This is a genomic window from Bacteroides bouchesdurhonensis (assembly GCF_900155865.1).
Classification (GTDB): Bacteria; Bacteroidota; Bacteroidia; order Bacteroidales; family Bacteroidaceae; genus Bacteroides; species Bacteroides bouchesdurhonensis.
This window is the reverse complement of the sequence record NZ_LT707006.1, coordinates 4,811,980-4,831,934: the sequence shown is the minus strand read 5'-3', so window position 1 is coordinate 4,831,934 and position 19,955 is coordinate 4,811,980. Positions and strand designations below refer to the sequence as shown.

At 39.0% G+C, this 19,955-nt stretch carries 23 protein-coding genes; 20 read left to right on the top strand and 3 right to left on the bottom strand.

All coding sequences use genetic code 11. From position 1 onward, the window contains the following. Positions 1-14: 14 nt before the first annotated feature. The 7 genes from asnS to tsf all read left to right on the top strand — a co-directional run bounded on the left by asnS (position 15) and on the right by tsf (position 6,583). Entirely contained in the window at positions 15-1,418 is a 1,404-nt protein-coding gene (gene asnS / locus CZ225_RS20870; protein ID WP_077155343.1) for an asparagine--tRNA ligase, read from the top strand. 139 nt (positions 1,419-1,557) lie between these two features. Further along, on the top strand, positions 1,558-2,049 hold the full coding sequence (locus tag CZ225_RS20865) for a DUF4488 domain-containing protein (RefSeq protein WP_077155342.1): 492 nt from the start codon (positions 1,558-1,560) through the stop codon (positions 2,047-2,049). A 191-nt stretch (positions 2,050-2,240) separates the two neighbouring features. Further along, positions 2,241-3,407: a glycoside hydrolase family 88 protein gene (locus CZ225_RS20860; RefSeq protein WP_394334036.1), complete on the top strand. Its 1,167-nt coding sequence runs from the start codon at positions 2,241-2,243 to the stop codon at positions 3,405-3,407. A 414-nt stretch (positions 3,408-3,821) separates the two neighbouring features. Continuing rightward, positions 3,822-4,283, top strand: a complete 462-nt coding sequence (gene rplM / locus CZ225_RS20850) for a 50S ribosomal protein L13 (protein ID WP_025075940.1) — start codon at positions 3,822-3,824, stop codon at positions 4,281-4,283. 6 nt (positions 4,284-4,289) lie between these two features. Beyond that, on the top strand, positions 4,290-4,676 hold the full coding sequence (gene rpsI / locus CZ225_RS20845; protein WP_077155340.1) for a 30S ribosomal protein S9: 387 nt from the start codon (positions 4,290-4,292) through the stop codon (positions 4,674-4,676). 125 nt (positions 4,677-4,801) lie between these two features. Continuing rightward, the gene (gene rpsB / locus CZ225_RS20840) at positions 4,802-5,638 is read left to right on the top strand and encodes a 30S ribosomal protein S2 (RefSeq protein ID WP_077155339.1); all 837 of its coding nucleotides are present in this window, start codon (positions 4,802-4,804) and stop codon (positions 5,636-5,638) included. A 120-nt stretch (positions 5,639-5,758) separates the two neighbouring features. Further along, complete coding sequence (gene tsf / locus CZ225_RS20835) at positions 5,759-6,583, top strand: translation elongation factor Ts (protein ID WP_077155338.1); 825 nt, start codon at positions 5,759-5,761, stop codon at positions 6,581-6,583. A gap of 339 nt (positions 6,584-6,922) precedes the next feature. Here tsf and CZ225_RS20830 read toward each other — a convergent pair whose 3' ends face one another. Next, positions 6,923-7,273, bottom strand: coding sequence for a translation initiation factor (locus tag CZ225_RS20830; RefSeq protein ID WP_077155337.1), 351 nt, complete (start codon positions 7,271-7,273; stop codon positions 6,923-6,925). Between the two features lie 166 nt (positions 7,274-7,439). Here CZ225_RS20830 and CZ225_RS20825 point away from each other — a divergent pair, with 166 nt between their 5' ends. The 4 genes from CZ225_RS20825 (at position 7,440) to CZ225_RS20810 (ending at position 10,502) form a co-directional block, all read left to right on the top strand. Next, on the top strand, positions 7,440-8,093 hold the full coding sequence (locus CZ225_RS20825) for a redox-sensing transcriptional repressor Rex (RefSeq protein ID WP_077155336.1): 654 nt from the start codon (positions 7,440-7,442) through the stop codon (positions 8,091-8,093). Then, entirely contained in the window at positions 8,093-8,707 is a 615-nt protein-coding gene (locus tag CZ225_RS20820; protein WP_077155335.1) for a fumarylacetoacetate hydrolase family protein, read from the top strand. Before CZ225_RS20825 ends, CZ225_RS20820 begins: the two co-directional genes overlap by 1 nt. Positions 8,708-8,971: 264 nt before the next feature. Then, entirely contained in the window at positions 8,972-9,451 is a 480-nt protein-coding gene (gene ispF / locus CZ225_RS20815; protein WP_077155334.1) for a 2-C-methyl-D-erythritol 2,4-cyclodiphosphate synthase, read from the top strand. A 43-nt stretch (positions 9,452-9,494) separates the two neighbouring features. After that, positions 9,495-10,502 (top strand): metallophosphoesterase family protein, encoded by a 1,008-nt coding sequence (locus CZ225_RS20810; RefSeq protein WP_077155921.1) that lies wholly within the window; start codon positions 9,495-9,497, stop codon positions 10,500-10,502. Here CZ225_RS20810 and CZ225_RS20805 read toward each other — a convergent pair. Next, on the bottom strand, positions 10,477-11,355 hold the full coding sequence (locus CZ225_RS20805) for an exodeoxyribonuclease X C-terminal domain-containing protein (protein WP_077155333.1): 879 nt from the start codon (positions 11,353-11,355) through the stop codon (positions 10,477-10,479). The genes CZ225_RS20810 and CZ225_RS20805 overlap by 26 nt on opposite strands. Before the next feature lie 211 nt (positions 11,356-11,566). Continuing rightward, on the bottom strand, positions 11,567-11,764 hold the full coding sequence (locus CZ225_RS23970; protein ID WP_077155332.1) for a hypothetical protein: 198 nt from the start codon (positions 11,762-11,764) through the stop codon (positions 11,567-11,569). Between the two features lie 340 nt (positions 11,765-12,104). On the opposite strand from CZ225_RS23970, the gene mnmA reads away from it, so the two are divergent. The 9 genes from mnmA (at position 12,105) to CZ225_RS20755 (ending at position 19,952) form a co-directional block, all read left to right on the top strand. Then, entirely contained in the window at positions 12,105-13,190 is a 1,086-nt protein-coding gene (gene mnmA / locus CZ225_RS20795) for a tRNA 2-thiouridine(34) synthase MnmA (protein ID WP_077155331.1), read from the top strand. 22 nt (positions 13,191-13,212) lie between these two features. Continuing rightward, entirely contained in the window at positions 13,213-14,577 is a 1,365-nt protein-coding gene (locus CZ225_RS20790; RefSeq protein WP_077155330.1) for a S8 family peptidase, read from the top strand. Between the two features lie 11 nt (positions 14,578-14,588). Then, on the top strand, positions 14,589-15,818 hold the full coding sequence (gene xseA / locus CZ225_RS20785) for an exodeoxyribonuclease VII large subunit (protein WP_077155329.1): 1,230 nt from the start codon (positions 14,589-14,591) through the stop codon (positions 15,816-15,818). A gap of 54 nt (positions 15,819-15,872) precedes the next feature. Then, positions 15,873-16,082, top strand: coding sequence for an exodeoxyribonuclease VII small subunit (gene xseB / locus CZ225_RS20780; protein WP_077155328.1), 210 nt, complete (start codon positions 15,873-15,875; stop codon positions 16,080-16,082). A gap of 39 nt (positions 16,083-16,121) precedes the next feature. Beyond that, positions 16,122-17,153 (top strand): branched-chain amino acid aminotransferase, encoded by a 1,032-nt coding sequence (locus tag CZ225_RS20775; RefSeq protein ID WP_262352008.1) that lies wholly within the window; start codon positions 16,122-16,124, stop codon positions 17,151-17,153. Positions 17,154-17,173: 20 nt separating this feature from the next. Further along, on the top strand, positions 17,174-17,509 hold the full coding sequence (locus CZ225_RS20770) for a TM2 domain-containing protein (RefSeq protein WP_077155326.1): 336 nt from the start codon (positions 17,174-17,176) through the stop codon (positions 17,507-17,509). 4 nt (positions 17,510-17,513) lie between these two features. Continuing rightward, on the top strand, positions 17,514-17,918 hold the full coding sequence (locus CZ225_RS20765; RefSeq protein WP_077155325.1) for a DUF2752 domain-containing protein: 405 nt from the start codon (positions 17,514-17,516) through the stop codon (positions 17,916-17,918). Between the two features lie 94 nt (positions 17,919-18,012). Beyond that, positions 18,013-18,771: a tRNA (guanosine(46)-N7)-methyltransferase TrmB gene (gene trmB / locus CZ225_RS20760; RefSeq protein ID WP_077155324.1), complete on the top strand. Its 759-nt coding sequence runs from the start codon at positions 18,013-18,015 to the stop codon at positions 18,769-18,771. A gap of 80 nt (positions 18,772-18,851) precedes the next feature. Continuing rightward, positions 18,852-19,952 carry an Mrp/NBP35 family ATP-binding protein gene (locus CZ225_RS20755; protein WP_077155323.1) on the top strand — a complete coding sequence of 367 codons (1,101 nt, stop codon included), beginning with the start codon at positions 18,852-18,854 and terminating at the stop codon, positions 19,950-19,952. Positions 19,953-19,955: the final 3 nt, after the last annotated feature.

The window sequence follows — 19,955 nt, the reverse complement described above, 5'->3', positions numbered from 1 at the left end:
ATTAAATTAATTTTATGGAAAAGATTGGTAGAACAAAAATTGTTGATCTGTTTAAGCGTGAAGATTTTGGCGCTGTGGTCAATGTGAAAGGATGGGTTCGCACCCGTAGAGGTAGCAAACAAGTAAACTTTATCGCACTGAATGACGGTTCTACAATAAATAATGTGCAGGTTGTGGTAGACTTGGCTAATTTCGACGAAGATATGTTGAAGTTGATTACTACCGGTGCTTGTCTGAGTGTGAATGGGGTAATGGTGGAATCTGTGGGTTCTGGTCAGAAAGTGGAAATACAAGCTCGTGAAATCGAAGTTCTAGGTGTCTGCGATAATACCTATCCATTGCAAAAAAAAGGTCACTCCATGGAATTTTTGCGCGAGATCGCTCATTTGCGTCCGCGCACCAATACTTTTGGTGCAGTGTTCCGTATTCGTCACAATATGGCAATTGCTATTCACAAGTTTTTCCATGATAAGGGATTTTTTTATTTCCATACTCCGCTTATTACAGCTTCCGATTGTGAAGGTGCCGGACAAATGTTTCAGGTAACTACAATGAACCTTTATGATCTGAAAAAAAATGAAGCCGGTTCTATCATCTATGATGACGATTTTTTTGGAAAACAGGCTAGTCTGACTGTTTCTGGTCAGTTGGAAGGTGAATTAGCTGCTACAGCTTTGGGATCTATCTATACATTTGGTCCGACTTTCCGCGCTGAGAATTCTAATACTCCACGCCACTTGGCTGAGTTCTGGATGATTGAGCCGGAAGTAGCTTTCAATGATATTCTTGACAATATGGACTTGGCAGAAGAGTTTATTAAATATTGTGTGAGATGGGCATTGGATAACTGTGCGGATGATGTGAAATTCCTGAACGATATGTTCGATAAGGAATTAATAGGACGTCTGCAGGGTGTTTTGAAAGATGACTTTGTACGTTTGCCTTATACAGATGGTATTAAGATTCTGGAAGAGGCTGTAATAAAAGGACGCAAATTTGAATTCCCTGTTTACTGGGGAGTGGATTTGGCTTCTGAACATGAGCGTTATTTGGTAGAAGAACACTTCAAACGTCCAGTCATTCTGACTGATTATCCGAAGGAAATTAAAGCCTTCTACATGAAGATGAATGATGACAATAAGACGGTACGTGCAATGGATGTTCTATTCCCGAAAATTGGTGAAATTATTGGTGGCTCTGAACGTGAATCAGACTATAACAAGTTGGTTGCCCGTATTGAAGAGCTACATATACCAATGAAGGATATGTGGTGGTATTTGGATACCCGTAAGTTTGGTACTTGTCCACACTCAGGCTTTGGACTTGGTTTCGAACGATTGCTTTTGTTTGTGACAGGTATGTCGAATATTCGTGACGTGATACCATTCCCACGTACACCGAGAAATGCTGAATTCTAATATTTTAGTATATTTATGTAAAACTCGCATAATCTTTTGATTATGCGAGTTTTTTTATGCTCCTAATAATTGTTCTTTCAAAATAAATCTTTATATTTGGACATAAGTATTGAAGGGTATTAATTAAAATCATACTATTATGAAAAAGCTCTACTTCTTTACTGTTTTAGCTATAATGTTAATGGCAGTAACTGGTGCGATGGCCCAAAAGAAAACAAAGTTTAAACCCGCCGAGTTGAAGGGAATATGGCAATTATGCCATTATGTGTCGGAGAGTCCTGACGTTGCAGGTTATTTGAAACCTAGTAATACTTTTAAAGTATTGAGTGATGACGGTCGAATCGTGAATTTCACTCTTATTCCTGGTTCTGATGCAATCATTACCGGATATGGCACGTGGAAACAACTAACGAATAATTCCTATAAAGAGAGCATTGAGAAGAATATTCATCTTCCGATGTTGGATAATAAGGATAATATACTGGAATTCGAAATTAAGGATAATGATTACTTGTATTTGAAATTTTTTATTCAAAAAGATTTGAATGGGAACGAGTTAAATACATGGTATAATGAAACATGGAAAAGGGTTGGGATGCCGGATAAATTTCCTGAGGATATTGTGAGATAAGTAAATTTGTCATATTGTATAAGAAAATTGCGTATTTCTTTCTTTTATAGAGTAGAAGTACGTAATTTTTTTATATTTTTGACGAATCATTATTCTGTGTATCAGTAGAGTGAATAATGGACTATTATTAATGTAACACTAACATTATTAAAATGAAAATGAGACGAACACTTTGTATTGCCATTTGCGCTATGGGCTTTTTTGCTATTTGTAGTACTTCTTGGGCAGGTACACCAAAATGGTTTAAGAATGCAGTGAAGACTTCTAACCATCAGCTGCTATACATGGCGGAACAATTGAAAGATGTACAGAACAAAGCTTATTTCCCACGCACTCTCAAAGCGGACGGAAGTTATGCAATGGGGAAAGCGCAAGATTGGACAAGTGGTTTTTATCCCGGTTCATTGTGGTTAGCTTATGAAATGACAGGTGACGAAGACCTGGCAAAAGAAGCTCGGAAATATACTAACCGACTAGAGGAAATTCAGTATTATACAGGAAATCATGATGTTGGGTTTATGATGTATTGCAGTTATGGACATGCCCTTCGTTTGAAACCGGAACAGAAGGATAAAGAAATTCTGATTAATACTTCCAAAAGTCTTTGTAAACGCTTTAATCCGCAGGTAGGATTGATTCGTTCTTGGGATTTTGGTAAATGGACTTATCCTGTTATCATTGATAATATGATGAATCTTGAACTTCTTTTCTGGGCGTCTGAGCAGACTGGTAATTCAAAGTTTCGAGATGTAGCCGTTGCTCATGCAGATAAAACTCTAAAAAATCATTTTCGTGAGAATATGTCATCTTATCATGTAGTCAGCTATTCTGTTCCGGATGGTAAAGTAGAATCTAAGGGAACTTTTCAAGGATACTCAGATACTTCAGCTTGGGCACGTGGGCAATCTTGGGGACTTTATGGATATACAATGTGTTATCGTTTTACAAAGAATCCGGCTTATTTGGACGCTGCACGTAAAATCGCTCATTTTATCATGAAGAATCGTCCTTCGAAAAAGGACTATATTCCTTATTGGGATTATAATGCACCCGATATTCCAAATGCACCGCGGGATGCATCGGCAGCTGCTATTACGGCTTCGGCATTACTTGAATTAGGCGGATATGTGGATGATCATAAACTAGGTGATAGCTATATAAAATATGCAGAAAATATTTTGAAACAACTTTCTTCGTCAGATTATTTAGCGAAGGAAAATGAGAATAAAGGATTTATTTTGAAGCATTCGGTTGGTAACTATCCGGGCAAAAGTGATATAGATGTACCGCTAAACTATGCTGACTATTATTATTTAGAAGCGTTAAATCGATACAGTGGACTGAAAAAGTTTAATTAAAGAGATAAGGCTATTTCCGACATGAGAATTCTAAGTTGGGTAATCCGTTAATTGAATTTTCTTCAAGATATCCCCTTGCTTTATACTTCTCTACATCCGAAATGGTAAAGTAAGGGGTTAAAATATCAGTAGATAAATCAGACTTTGAGCTTTGAGAATTTTTCTTTCTTATTGATTTTCATCTAGCCAGAATTAGTCTTGCGATGTTTCTCTGTCTTGTCTTTCAATTGAATATAACCAAAAAAAGATAGAAATAGTTTGCCATTTCAAAGAAAAGCCGTACTTTTGCAAGCCGATTATTATCTCAAAATGATAAGAGATTAATTCATAGCGAGTTAGTTATCCTTTGTCCGGGGAGGCTAATAAGTGGTGAAGAACAATTTTAGTAGTAACATTTAAAAAACAAAATTAAGAGTGGATACTTTAAGTTACAAGACCATTTCTGCAAACAAGGCAACTGTAACCAAAGAATGGGTTATCGTTGATGCTACAGACCAAACTTTAGGTCGTCTGGGAGCGAAAGTTGCAAAATTGTTGAGAGGAAAGTACAAACCGAACTTTACTCCTCACGTAGACTGCGGTGATAACGTTATCATCATCAATGCAGACAAAGTAAAATTGAGTGGCAATAAATGGAATGACAGAGTTTATTTGTCTTACACAGGTTATCCTGGTGGTCAGAGAGAAATGACTCCTGCTCGTTTAATTGCTAAACCGAACGGTGAAGAAAGATTGCTGAAAAAAGTAGTGAAGGGTATGCTTCCTAAGAATATTTTGGGAGCTAAATTGCTGGGTAACTTGTATGTTTACGCTGGTAGCGAACACAAACATGATGCTCAAAACCCAAAAATGATTGATATTAATTCATATAAATAAGATATAATGGAAGTAGTAAATGCATTAGGCAGACGTAAACGTGCAATTGCACGCATATTCGTAAGCGAAGGTACAGGAAAGATTACTATTAACAAGAGAGACCTTGCAGAGTACTTTCCATCAACTATACTTCAGTATGTTGTAAAACAACCATTGAACAAGTTGGATGCTGCTGAGAAGTATGACATCAAAGTAAACTTGTGTGGTGGTGGTTTCACTGGTCAGTCTCAGGCTTTGCGTTTGGCAATTGCTCGTGCACTGGTTAAGATGAACGCTGAAGATAAAGCAGCTCTTCGTGCTGAAGGCTTCATGACTCGTGATCCTCGTTCTGTTGAACGTAAGAAACCGGGACAACCGAAAGCTCGTAGAAGATTCCAGTTCAGTAAACGTTAATATCTGCTGGAGGAATCTCTGGAGAGAAGTACGTTTAGTATCTAAACTACCGGGACTCATCAGACTACCCGGCGGTTGGTTTAGAAAAAACAAAAAAGAAAGTAAACGATTTAAAGAAAAACAAGATGTCAAGAACAAATTTTGATACTTTATTGGAGGCTGGTTGCCACTTCGGACACCTAAAAAGAAAGTGGAATCCTGCAATGGCCCCTTATATTTTCATGGAACGCAATGGTATTCACATCATTGACCTCCACAAAACAGTTGCAAAAGTAGATGAAGCTGCTGAAGCTTTGAAACAGATTGCCAAATCTGGCAAGAAAGTTCTTTTTGTTGCTACTAAAAAACAAGCTAAACAAGTTGTGGCTGAAAAAGCTCAATCTGTTAATATGCCTTATGTAATCGAGCGTTGGCCGGGTGGTATGCTTACTAACTTCCCGACTATCCGTAAGGCTGTGAAGAAAATGGCTACTATCGATAAACTGACTAACGATGGTACTTATTCAAATCTTTCTAAGAGAGAAGTTCTTCAGATCTCTCGCCAACGTGCAAAATTGGACAAGACTTTAGGTTCTATTGCTGACCTGACTCGTCTGCCGTCTGCATTGTTCGTTATCGATGTAATGAAAGAAAATATCGCTGTTCGCGAAGCTAACCGTTTGGGTATTCCTGTATTTGGTATCGTTGATACTAACTCAGATCCAACTAACGTAGACTTCATAATTCCGGCTAATGATGATGCTACTAAATCAGTAGAAGTTATCTTGGATGCATGCTGTGCTGCAATGCAAGAAGGCTTGGAAGAAAGAAAAGCTGAAAAGATCGATATGGAAGCTGCGGGTGAAGCTCCTGCTAACAAAGGCAAGAAGAAATCAACCAAAGCAAGACTCGACAAATCTGACGAAGAAGCTATTAACGCAGCTAAAGCTGCTGCTTTCATCAAGGAAGACGAAGAGGCTTAATATAATAATGTGCCAATTTGCTAATGTGCAAGAGTGTATTGACATACTTGCATTTTGATTGGCAGATTGGCACATTTTTTGTTTTTGAAAATTATTATTCATTTAAATATAGGAAATACTATGGCTGTAACTATGGCTGATATTACCAAGCTGCGTAAAATGACCGGAGCTGGTATGATGGATTGCAAAAATGCATTGACTGAAGCAAACGGTGACTTCGACGGCGCAATGAAGATTATTCGTGAAAAAGGACAGGCTGTTGCTGCGAAACGTTCTGATCGCGAGGCTTCTGAAGGTTGTGTACTCGTTAAGGCTGAAAACGGCTTTGGAGCTATGATCGCTTTGAAATGCGAAACTGACTTTGTTGCTAAGAACGAAGATTTCATTAAGCTGACTCAAGATATTTTGGATGCTGCTATTGCTAACAAATGTAAGTCTTTGGATGAAGTGAAAGCTCTTCCGATGGGTACAGGTACTATTGCTGATGCTGTAACAGACAGAAGTGGTATCACTGGTGAGAAAATGGAATTGGACGGATATGCTACAGTAGAAGGTACTGCTATTTCTGTTTACAACCATCAAGGTAAGAACTTCCTTTGCACAATGGTTGCATTGAATAAGGAGGCTGATCCGACAGTAGGTCACGAAGTTGCTATGCAGATCGCTGCTATGAATCCGATTGCTATCGACGAGAAAGATGTTCCTGCTGATGTATTGGAAAAAGAAAAAGAAATTGCTGCTGATAAAGCACGTCAGGAAGGTAAACCTGAGAACATGATCGAAAAGATCGCTATGGGCCGTATCGGTAAGTTCTATAAAGAAGTTTGCTTGCTGAAACAAGAATATATTCAGGATGCTAAGATGACAGTTGCTGATTTCTTGAAATCTCAAGATAAAGATCTGACTGTTACTGCATTCAAACGTTTCACTTTGAGAGCTGAATAATTCTCGAACGTCACATTATAAAGAAAAAGCCGTCTCATTAAATGGGGCGGCTTTATTTTATCTTCTTCGTTTAATTGGATCTTGATAAATAAGATTAGATTGTTAGTTTCCCCAAAATAGTCTCTGAAGTTTCATGAACTATGAAATATAGAAAACTATACGGAGATTCGACAAGGGTAAGTATACGGCTATAGCTTTATAAAGCTCCCAATTTTAATCCCCTACACGCATAGTTTACAGGTCAAACTAAATAAAGATACGAAGTTGATCCTTCTTAAAATGTCTAGTTAATGTGATTTCAGTTTTATATAGAAATGACCTTTTTTATTTTAGCAAGTTTTATCCCCCGACACCTTTGGTTTTAATGTAGCCTTCTTTAATCAGCAGTTCTATGATTTTAGTTTTGAAATCCCCCTGCACAATGATCTCGCTATCTTTCGCTGAACCACCGACACCGCATTTACTTTTTAGTAACTTACCAAGTTTCTTCAAGTCATTCTCTGTGCCGACAAAACCAGTAATTAATGTTACCACTTTTCCACCCCTGTTCTTTTTATCAATGGAAACTCGAAGATTTTGTTTGGTTTTATCAAGAGTAACTTGTTCCTCGTCATCGTCCATTTCGTAACTGAAGTTTGGGTTGGTAGAATATACCACATTCAATCTATCTTTCCAATCATTGTCTTTCATACCTGTTGTTTTAATTTCTTTTTCAAAAGTATTAAACTTACCGAAATACGCAAAATTTGTGTCAGTTTTCCTTGTTTTGTTTAATCTCTATTAAGGTTTTACAGTCTTGGATTGTCAGTCTCAAAAAATAGTGTACTTTTGCAAAATACCAAATTTTGTAAGCAGTATGAGCACTTCTGTACGAAAAGAGGCGGATAAAGTGCCGGAGCCTACCTTACGGAGACTTCCCTGGTATCTGTCGAATATAAAACTAATGAAGGAAAGAGGAGAGCAGTATGTTTCTTCCACTCAAATATCTAAAGAAATAAATATTGACGCATCTCAGATCGCCAAGGACTTATCTTATGTAGACATCTCAGGTCGTACAAGGGTGGGATATAATGTAGATGCCTTAATTGAAGTATTGGAGAGTTTTCTTGGGTTTACTGATATGCACAAAGCTTTTTTGTTTGGTGTTGGTAGTTTGGGAGCAGCATTGCTTCGTGATTCGGGTTTACATCATTTCGGACTGGAAATAGTAGCTGCTTTTGATGTAAATCCCGACTTAGTAGGAAAGGATCTGAATGGCATTCCTATATTTCATTCTGATGATTTTGAAGCAAAGATGAAAGAATATGATGTTAATATTGGCGTGCTTACAGTTCCTATTAATATAGCTCAGGAAATTACAGATAAGATGGTGGACGGTGGTATTAAGGCAGTATGGAATTTTACTCCGTTTCGTATTCGTGTTCCTGAGACTATTGTGGTGCAGAATACCTCTTTGTATGCCCATTTAGCTGTTATGTTTAACCGATTGAATTTTAACGAGATCAAATAATGAAGATTATCGCAGTAGGAATGAACTATGCCCAACATAATAAGGAATTGGGGCATACACAAGTAAATACGGAACCTGTAATTTTTATGAAGCCGGATTCAGCCATTCTGAAAGATGGTAAACCGTTTTTCATTCCTGATTTTTCTAATGAGATACATTATGAAACGGAATTAGTGGTTCGGATCAATCGCTTGGGTAAAAATATAGCTTCTCGTTTTGCGGATCGTTATTATGATGCTGTTACTATTGGCATTGACTTTACTGCTCGTGATCTCCAGCGGAAATTTCGTGAACAGGGAGGACCTTGGGAGCTTTGCAAAGGATTTGATTCATCGGCTGCTATTGGAGATTTTGTTCCGGTAGACCATTATAAGGATATTCAAAATTTGAACTTCTCCTTGGCTATTGACGGAAAGGAAGTACAACATGGTTGTACCGCAGATATGTTGTTCAGAATTAATGATATAATTGCTTACGTCAGCCAGTTCGTGACACTGAAAATAGGTGATCTGCTATTTACAGGAACTCCTGTAGGAGTAGGACCTGTGAGTATTGGGCAACATTTACAAGGGTATCTTGAAGAGGAAAAATTGCTTGATTTTTATGTTCGTTAAACTCTTCCGTTTATAGCTCTATATCATCTGGGCAAGGAAACATGATATCCAGGAAAAGGCTTGTAATCCCGAAGAGGATGCTACTGGATTTTCAGAAATAAATGTATTTGAGCAAGATGTAACATGCAGGAGCCAGGACAATAAGATGTGTACATTCTAGTGGAGGCAAAACTACTTGTTTGCCCTATCGCTTGGTTAATAGCTATGAAGATAAAAGCGAGATTATAAATATAATAAATAAAATCTGTATCGTAAATAATAAAGATGAAAATAAGAGTTGGTTTTGGCTTTGATGTTCACCAGTTAGTTGAAGGACGAGAATTATGGTTGGGGGGCATTCTTTTGCAACATACAAAAGGGTTGTTGGGGCATTCGGACGCTGATGTGTTGATCCATGCTATTTGTGATGCCTTATTGGGAGCTGCGAATATGCGGGATATCGGTTATCATTTCCCGGATACAGCCGGAGAATTTAAGAATATTGATAGTAAGATTTTACTGAAGAAAACGGTGGAGTTTCTTGCGGCGAAAGGATATCGTGTGGGAAATATAGACGCAACCATCTGTGCAGAACAGCCGAAATTGAAAGCGCATATCCCTTTGATGCAAGAAACATTGGCTTCTGTCATGGGTATAGATATTGATGATATATCCATCAAAGCAACTACTACAGAAAAATTAGGTTTTACAGGGCGCGAAGAGGGTATTTCAGCATATACTACCGTATTGATAGAAAAAGAATAATTCCATTCATTGAAAAAGATCATTCTCTAAATAATAAATGATTATGAACCGACCTTTAAAAATATTTCTGTTATTAATTTCTCTTTTGATGGGAACTTTCTGTTGGGCTCAGAAGGTTGAATTGAAATTTAATAAAGAAGGTAAATTTAAGATAGTGCAGTTTACTGATGTTCATTTCAAATACAAGAATCACGCTTCTGACATCGCATTGGAACGTATTAATGAAGTGCTTGACGCTGAACGTCCGGATTTGGTAGTTTTTACCGGAGACGTAGTCTACTCAGCTCCGGCAGATTCAGGACTATTGCAGGTGCTTGAACCGGTGAGTAAACGTAAAATTCCTTTTGTTGTCACTTTCGGTAATCATGATAATGAACAGAAAATGACTCGTGAGCAATTATACGATGTTATTCGGAAAGTCCCTAGTAATATATTACCTGACAGGGGAGACGTTCTTTCTCCGGACTATGTCTTAACAGTGAAAGCATCTTCGGATGCGAAAAAGGATGCAGCAATCCTTTATTGCATGGATTCTCATTCTTATTCCCCGTTGAAGGATGTAAAAGGTTATGCCTGGCTGACTTTTGACCAGATAGCTTGGTATCGTGAGCAAAGTGCAGCTTATACTGCACAAAATGCCGGGAAACCATTACCTGCACTAGCTTTTTTCCATATACCCTTGCCGGAATATAATGAAGCAGCATCTAATGAGAACGCCATCCTTCGTGGCACCCGAATGGAAGAGGCTTGTGCTCCTAAGTTGAATACAGGAATGTTTGCGGCAATGAAAGAAGCAGGAGATGTGATGGGTGTTTTCGTTGGTCACGATCATGATAACGATTACGCAGTGATGTGGAAAGATATATTATTGGCTTACGGGCGTTTTACCGGTGGGAATACGGAATATAATCATTTGCCGAATGGAGCCCGCGTCATAGAGTTAAATGAAGGTACACGTACTTTTACTTCCTGGATTCGTCAGAAAGATGGAGTAGTGGATAGGATCTCTTATCCTGCAAGTTTCGTCAAGGATGATTGGACAAAGCGTTGAAATTAGCCAGCTTGACATGGCTGAGGCGTGTATATTTAACCCCATGACTTTCATATATGTGTGAAATTCGCGCAGATGTTACATACACAATTTGTCCCGGTTCGTATTCATGCTCTAATCCAGACAGGGTACATGATACAGAACTGGGATTTTTCGATGAAATCGTCATAATCACAGAATTACCACTGGCGTCGTTCAAAGTCAAAATCTGTTTGACATAGAATTGTGGAATGTTGCCATTCAATCTTGTTTTATATGGGTTGTCCTCTAGTCTTACTCTCATCACTTTCAAACTCAAGTCTGTCAGTTTTTCACCAGGTTCACCTAGATAACGGCTTTCACGCCGCGTTTCTTTGACTTTACGTAACATAAAGTCCAAATGTATAGAATGATAGACTTGAGCTATTTTCACGAACCGTTCTTGCTTGGGAGTTTTAGGAGTAAATTTATAGGCAATCCAGCTGAGATATGGTGGATCTATTTTTAAAATTTCATGCAGAAAATGCCCGCGGTATTTTCCGAAAGAGATAAGATCGTCACCATTACTCTGCATTCTCTTTTCATTATATTCTACGAGGATAAGACAACGCTGTGAGTAATAAAGCATGGTGCTAGCCATTCTCAATGATTCATTGATATCTGGTGACAAATCATGTATATAAATGATAGATTGTTTTTCAAGCAAGGGGGAATAGTGCCACAGCGAGTAATTGGATTTTCCCGGTTTAGGCAATACTACCAAATAAACCCCCGCTTCCTTGAAAGAAGTTCTTCCTCGATTGTATTCATTGAGCTTGGCATACAATAAGGCCTGTTCACTTGCGGGAATACCCGGTAATTTTGGATTAGCCATAATTGTGTTTACTTTTTAAGTATATCTCAAATATATGAATATTATATTAAAAAAGCAAGCCTTTTTGCAGCTTAGATAAGCTCAATTAATAATATTTTATAAACTTATTTCCTTTTATTCATTTGTTTCGGATGCGTTATCTTCTCTGCATATTCTTATTATAGCAGGATAGTCATCACTTTGTAGCGTTTTTAGTTTTTGCATCAATTATTTAGTCTTCCACTTTCGTTTCAGACTTTTCATCTTCTATATCGCAGATTTCCATTTCTTTCGTCAGTACATTTTCCGGAAGATGATATTTAAAAGGAATTCGGTGGCAAGTCTCTTCTTTCAAACGTTTGTTTACTTTGCGGTCGGCAACGAAATACATGCGCGATACACGGTGTAATTCTATCCGTTGGGCAATCATTCGTGCAATATTCTTTTCTGTTTTACTTCCTTTCTTTTGTAACTATTTGGGTACAGCGTACCATAACTCTTCTTTTTCTCCTTTTAGGAAATTCACTTTCTTACGTACTTGATACGGAATCGACATTAATGGTTATTACTTACTACTCTTTTCTTTGTATACTACATAAAAAGATATCCCCGGATGTACGTCTGGGAACAATAGTTTCTACTACAAAGATACACTTGTATTATAGGAAAAGCAAATTCTTTAAACAGTAAAAGAAGGAAGTGAAAGAATTAATTTATTTTCTCCTTATAAACTTGTACATTTGTATCCATATAATCAGTAGAAAATTCGGATGAAAGAACGAAATAAGAGAGTATTGGTCGGTATGAGTGGCGGTATAGACAGTACTGCTACTTGTCTGATGTTGCAAGAACAGGGATACGAGATTGTGGGAGTCACCATGCGTGTATGGGGTGACGAACCACAGGATGCCAGGGAGCTGGCCGAACGAATGGGGATTGAACATTATGTAGCTGATGAACGTATTCCTTTTAAAGAGACAATAGTAAAGAATTTCATTGACGAATATAAGGAAGGAAGGACACCTAACCCTTGTGTGATGTGCAATCCGTTGTTTAAATTTCGTGTATTGACAGAATGGGCGGATAAGTTGGATTGTGCTTGGGTGGCTACCGGTCATTATTCCCGATTGAAAGAATGTGACGGACATATTTACATTGTTGCCGGAGATGATGAAAAGAAAGACCAGTCCTATTTTCTTTGGCAATTGAGCCAGGAAGTGTTGAAACGCTGTATATTCCCATTGGGGAATTATACAAAGATAAAGGTTCGTGAGTATCTAGCTGGGAAGGGATATGAAGCCAAGTCAAAAGAAGGGGAGAGTATGGAAGTTTGTTTTATAAAAGGAGACTATCGGCATTTTCTCCGTGAGCAATGTCCTGAGTTGGATCGTGAAGTCGGTCCCGGATGGTTTGTTAGCTCTGAAGGAGTCAAATTAGGACAACATAAAGGAGCCCCTTATTATACCATTGGACAACGGAAAGGATTAGAGATTGCCTTGGGTAAACCTGCTTATGTATTGAAAATCAATCCGCAAAAAAATACGGTAATGCTTGGAGATGCCGAGCAGCTAAAGGCTGAGTATATGTTGTTGGAACGAGATAAGATTATTGACGAGCAAGAATTGTTCCAATGTGAGAACCTGACAGTAAGGATTCGTTATCGGAGTCGTCCATTGTCTTGTCGGGTGAAACGCTTGGAAGATGGACATTTATTGGTGCATTTCTTGGAGGCAGCTTCTGCTATTGCACCTGGGCAATCTGCTGTATTTTATGATGGAAAGCGCGTGCTAGGTGGTGCATTTATTGCTTCTCAACGTGGCATTGGGCTGGTAATTTTAGAAAATGGAAATTTTTAATAGCTTAAAATAAAGATAACTTATGAAGAAGTTTGTATTATTGGCGTTCGCTTTGAATATAGTCTTAGGTGCGTCTGCTCAGTTTACTTCTACTGATACTTTAAAGTATCGTATTAGTTTGAAGGATAAAAAGGCAACGACCTATTCTGTAAAGAAACCCGAGATGTTTCTATCCAAGAAATCCATTGAACGGAGAAAGAAACAAGGATTATCTGTGAATGTTACCGATTTGCCGGTTTGTAAGAAGTATATAGATGCTATCCGTGAGAAAGGGGTTCATATACTAGTGACTGGAAAGTGGGATAACTTTGTAACTGTTTCATGTAATGATAGCACATTGATCGGTGAAATAGCTAAACTTCCTTTTGTACGTTCTACAGAGAGAGTTTGGAAGGGCCAAGCAAAAAAATCCCAGAGAAGAGACTCTTTGATTAATAAGCCATTGCGTACAGATAGTTTGTATGGACCGGCTATTACTCAGATTCAGATGAGTAATGCCAACCGTTTGCATGAAGCCGGTTTTAAAGGACAGGGAATGACAATTGCTGTGATTGATGCAGGGTTCCACAATGCGGATAAGATTGAAGCAATGAATAATATCCGTATTCTTGGTACACGCGATTTTGTGAATCCGGAGGCAGATATTTATGCGGAGAGTAGTCATGGAATGTGCGTACTTTCATGTATGGCTATGAATCAGCCGAATGTGATGATAGGTACTGCTCCTGAAGCTTCTTACTGGTTGTTACGTAGTGAAGATGAATACTCAGAGAATCTGGTTGAACAAGACTATTGGGCAGCGGCTATCGAATTTGCAGATAGTGTAGGAGTAGACATTGTGAATACTTCTCTTGGTTATTATACATTTGATGATCCGACGAAGAATTATAGATATCGTGATCTGAACGGACATTATGCATTGATGTCTCGTGAAGCAGGAATGGCAGCAGACAAGGGAATGGTGGTGGTTTGCAGTGCCGGCAATTCAGGAATGGATTCCTGGAAAAAAACAACTCCTCCGGGAGATGCAGAAAATGTAATTACAGTCGGTGCAATTGATAAAAAAGGCTTGTTGGCTCCATTCTCTTCTATCGGAAATACTGCGGATGGCCGGGTTAAACCGGATGTTGTAGCAGTTGGGCTTTGGGCTGATGTGATGGGTACAGACGGTAATCTTCGTCATGCAAACGGAACATCTTTCTCTTCTCCGATCATGTGTGGTATGGTGGCTTGTCTTTGGCAGGCTTGTCCGAAGTTGACAGCAAAAGAAATTATCGAACTGGTACGTCATTCAGGGGATCGGGCGGATTTTCCGGATAATATCTATGGGTATGGGATTCCTGATTTGTGGAAGGCATACCAATCGACGATAAAGAAAAAACGATAAAAGGCACGCGTATGGATTCTCTTTCTCTTCTGGAACTGAATGCATTGGTGCGGCGGAGCCTGGAACAATGTCTTCCTGATGAGTATTGGATACAGGCTGAGTTGAGTGATGTCCGTTCCAATACGACCGGACATTGCTATCTGGAGTTTGTACAAAAAGATCCGCGTAGCAATAATCTTGTGGCTAAGGCACGTGGGATGATCTGGAATAACATTTATCGTCTGCTCAAACCATATTTTGAGCAGGCTACCGGACAATTGTTTGTTTCCGGTATCAAAGTATTGGTGAAAGTGACCGTTCAGTTTCATGAGTTGTATGGATACAGTCTGACAGTGTTGGATATTGATCCTACCTATACGTTAGGCGATATGGCACGTCGTCGTCGTGAAATACTGTTGCAACTGGAAGAGGAAGGGGTATTAACATTGAACAAGGAATTGGAGATGCCGCTTCTTCCTCAACGTATTGCGGTAGTCTCTTCCGCTACAGCAGCAGGATATGGTGACTTTTGTCATCAGTTGAAGCATAATCCCTGCGGATTCTTTTTCTATACAGAACTTTTCCCTGCTCTGATGCAAGGAAATCAAGTAGAAGAATCGGTATTGGACGCCTTAGATCGCATTAATGCACGTATTGACGACTTTGATGTTGTCGTTATCATACGTGGAGGTGGGGCTACTTCTGATCTTTCCGGCTTTGATACTTATCTATTGGCAGCGGCCTGTGCACAGTTTCCATTGCCGATTATTACAGGTATCGGGCACGAGCGGGACGATACAGTACTCGATTCTGTAGCTCATACGCGTGTAAAAACGCCTACGGCAGCTGCTGAACTTCTGATTCATCAAGTGACAGAGGTAGCGGAACATTTGGAAGATTTGTCAACTCGTATTCAACAAGGAGCCTATGCATTGCTAGAACAGGAACAGAGAAGGCTTGTTACTATTCAAACCCGTATTCCTGTACTTGTTCACCGAAAACTTTCGGAGGCACGTTTCTCTTTATTAACGGCCCGAAAGGATTTGACTCAAATGACTCTTGCTTTACTTTCCCGTCATCGTCATCGGCTGGAGTTATTGCAACAACGTATAATGGATGCTTCGCCGGACAAACTTTTGAAACGTGGGTATAGCATCACTCTGAAAGATGGGAAAGCGGTGACGGATGCCTTTTCATTAAAAACGGGTGATGAACTCGTAACCCGTTTGTCGAAAGGTGAAGTTCATTCCGTTGTTGAGTAGTTACTTCTAATAACTTATAAAATATTCATTTTCAACCATAAATAACATATCATCGTGGCAGCAAAAAAAGAAACATATTCCCGTGCGATAGAACGTCTTGAAAAGATCGTTCGCCAGATTGACAACAATGAATTGGATATCGACATTTTGAGCGAAAAAATCAAGGAAGCAAATGAAATTATTGCCTTTTGTACCGAAAAACTAACGAAAGCAGATCGAGAAGTGGAAAAATTATTGCAAGAAAAGGGGCAATCTGAAGAATAAAAGCTATTTTTGCGAATCAATGGACAAGAAAATAAACTAATACATAACGAAATGAAAGAAATAGACTGGGCGAATCTGTCGTTTGGATACATGAAGACAGATTACAACGTGAGAATTAATTTCCGTAATGGTGCGTGGGGAGAATTGGAGGTTAGTAGTGAAGAATACCTTAATTTGCACATGGCAGCTACTTGTTTGCACTATGGTCAGGAGGCATTTGAAGGATTAAAGGCATTCCGCGGTAAAGATGGTAAAGTACGTATTTTCCGTTTGGAAGAAAATGCAGCACGTTTGCAATCTACTTGTCAAGGGATCATGATGGCTGAATTACCGACTGAACGTTTCAAGGAAGCTATTTTGAAAGTAGTGAAGTTGAATGAGCGTTTTATTCCTCCTTATGAAACAGGTGCTTCTTTATATATTCGTCCGTTATTGATTGGAACAAGTGCTCAGGTAGGAGTACATCCGGCTAATGAATATATGTTTGTAGTATTTGTAACTCCGGTAGGTCCGTACTTCAAAGGTGGCTTCTCTACTAATCCGTATGTCATTATTCGTGAGTTCGACCGTTCGGCACCTCTGGGCACAGGGATTTATAAGGTAGGCGGAAATTATGCTGCTAGTCTGCGTGCAAATAAGAAAGCACATGAGTTGGGATATTCCTGTGAATTCTATCTGGATGCAAAAGAGAAGAAATACATTGATGAGTGTGGTGCTGCCAATTTCTTCGGAATCAAAGACAATACATACATCACTCCGAAATCAACTTCCATTCTGCCGTCTATCACAAATAAGAGTTTGATGCAATTGGCAGAAGATATGGGATTGAAAGTAGAGTGCCGTCCTGTGCCTGAAGAAGAACTTGCAACTTTTGAAGAAGCAGGTGCTTGTGGTACGGCTGCGGTGATCAGCCCAATTGAACGTATTGATGATTTGGAAAACGGTAAATCATACGTTATCTCTAAAGATGGAAAACCGGGGCCGATTTGTACGAAGTTGTATAATAAACTGCGTGGTATTCAATATGGTGATGAACCGGATACACATGGTTGGGTGACTATTGTAGAGTAATTAATTTTATATTTAATGTTATGGACACACAAAAAGTTGATATGTTTATGCTTACTAATGGAAAGAACTTTCCTGAAGAGCAGAATATGATTATTAGAGAAAAATTATTGGAAATGGATGATGCAAAGTGGCCTGTAATATCAGCCTTGCAGTTTAAAAGTACTACCGTAGCTTTGGTGCTTTCTATCTTCCTAGGAGCATATGGTATCGACCGTTTCTATATTGGTAATATTGGATTGGGAGTTGGCAAATTGCTCACTTGTGGCGGTTTGGGAGTCTGGGCTATTATTGACTGGTTCTTGATCAGTAAAGCTACACGTGAGGAAAATCTAAAGAAATTGCAGGTATTTCTGTAAATAGATGTCCCCAAAAGGATTTTATAAATTGTGCACTTTGCTTTGTTTGTGCGCATATATTGGATTATATTATCACTTATATTTTGCAGGACAGGGAGGTTTTACTCCCTGTCTCTCGAAATCTTTTTTTCATTTGCCTTGTCCTGCATGTGGTACAACTCGTGGTATTGTGATGTTGCTTCATGCCCAACCATTGGACGCATTACAAATGAATCCTAATAGTTTTTTGGTATTGCTGGCTCTGTTGGTTATGACTGTTCTACTTTTTACAGATGCCTTTTCAAGTGGTAACCGATTGTACCGTCTTTATATATATGTTGATAAGTTGTTGCATAATAAGTATATTCTTATCCCCTTTCTCTTTCTTGAATTATTGATTTGGGTTCGTAATATCTACATTGGAATCTGATCTCCCTTTCACTTGTTACTTTTAACAAATACAGGATAGTTTTTGCCGTTTACGTCAAAAGTAAGTAACTTTGTACTCTAATCAGTGAAATGATATGGGAAAGAATAAATTAGAGAAGTTTGCCGATATGGCAAGTTATCCACACGTGTTTGAATATCCCTATTCAGCAGTAGATAATGTGCCTTTTGACATGAAAGGGAAATGGCATCAGGAGTTTTTTAAGAATGATCATCCGATAGTGCTTGAGCTTGGTTGTGGACGGGGTGAATATACCGTCGGATTAGGCAAAATGTTTCCGGAGAAAAACTTCATTGCTGTTGATATCAAAGGTGCCCGTATGTGGACCGGAGCAACAGAGGCTTTGCAGTCGGGTATGAAGAATGTAGCTTTCTTGCGTACTAATATTGAGATCATCGAACGTTTCTTTGCTGAAGGTGAAGTGAGTGAAATTTGGCTTACCTTCTCTGATCCTCAAATGAAGAAAGCGACTAAAAGACTGACTTCTACTTATTTCATGGAGCGGTATCGCAAATTTCTGCAACCGAATGGAATCATTCATCTCAAGACAGATAGTAACTTTATGTTTACTTATACTAGGTATATGATTGAGACGAATCAACTTCCGGTTGATTTTATAACAGAAGACTTGTATCATTCAGATTTGGTTGATGATATTTTGGGGATTAAGACATATTATGAACAACAATGGCTTGATCGTGGTTTAAGCATCAAATATATCAAGTTTCGACTTCCCCAAGACGGCCGGCTAGAGGAACCGGATGTAGAAATAGAGCTTGATTCGTATCGTAGTTATAACCGTAGTAAGCGGAGTGGGTTGCAGACTTCTAAATGATACCCCGTCTGATTAGTTACCGATTGTACTACAATATGGCTAGGTACTTTTGTGAGTAGATAAATTAAAAAATATAGATTATGACACTCTATCCTAAATTAATATTAGATGCACTGGCAACAGTGCGTTATCCCGGTACGGGAAAGAATCTGGTAGAAGCGGAGATGGTTGCAGACAATCTTCGCATAGATGGCATGTCAGTTAGTTTCTCTTTAATTTTTGAGAAGCCGACTGATCCTTTCATGAAATCAATGCTGAAAGCTGCTGAAACAGCTATTCATACTTACGTATCTCCGGATGTGCAGGTAACAATAGCAACTGAAAGTAAACAGGCAGCCCGTCCGGAAGTTGGTAAGTTACTTCCGCAAGTAAAGAATATTATTGGTATTTCTTCTGGTAAAGGTGGAGTTGGTAAGTCTACCGTATCAGCTAATCTTGCTGTTGCATTGGCTAAACTAGGCTATAAAGTGGGGTTGCTTGATGCAGATATCTTTGGCCCTTCTATGCCAAAAATGTTTCAGGTGGAAGATGCTCGTCCATATGCAGAGCGTGTGGATGGTCGTGATATGATTATTCCAGTTGAGAAATACGGAGTAAAGCTTTTGTCTATCGGTTTCTTTGTCGATCCTGATCAGGCTACTCTCTGGCGTGGAGGTATGGCAAGTAATGCTTTGAAACAATTAATTGGCGATGCGGTATGGGGAGATTTAGATTATTTCCTGATAGACCTTCCTCCCGGAACTAGTGATATCCACCTGACTGTTGTTCAGACGTTGGCAATGACAGGTGCAATCGTTGTTAGTACTCCGCAAGCGGTTGCTTTAGCTGATGCTCGTAAAGGAATTAATATGTTTACAAATGAAAAGGTGAATGTGCCTATTCTTGGTCTAGTGGAAAATATGGCTTGGTTTACACCTGCTGAACTTCCGGAAAATAAATATTATCTCTTTGGTAAGGAGGGAGTTAAGAAGCTGGCGGAAGAAATGCATGTGCCTTTGCTGGGGCAGATTCCTATTGTGCAAAGCATCTGTGAAAGTGGTGATAACGGTACACCGGTTGCATTGGACGAGAATACAGTGACGGGTCGCGCTTTCTTGTCATTGGCTGCAAGTGTTGTTAGACAAGTAGACCGTCGGAATGTAGAAATGGCACCGACTCAGATAGTAGAAATGCAGAAATAATTA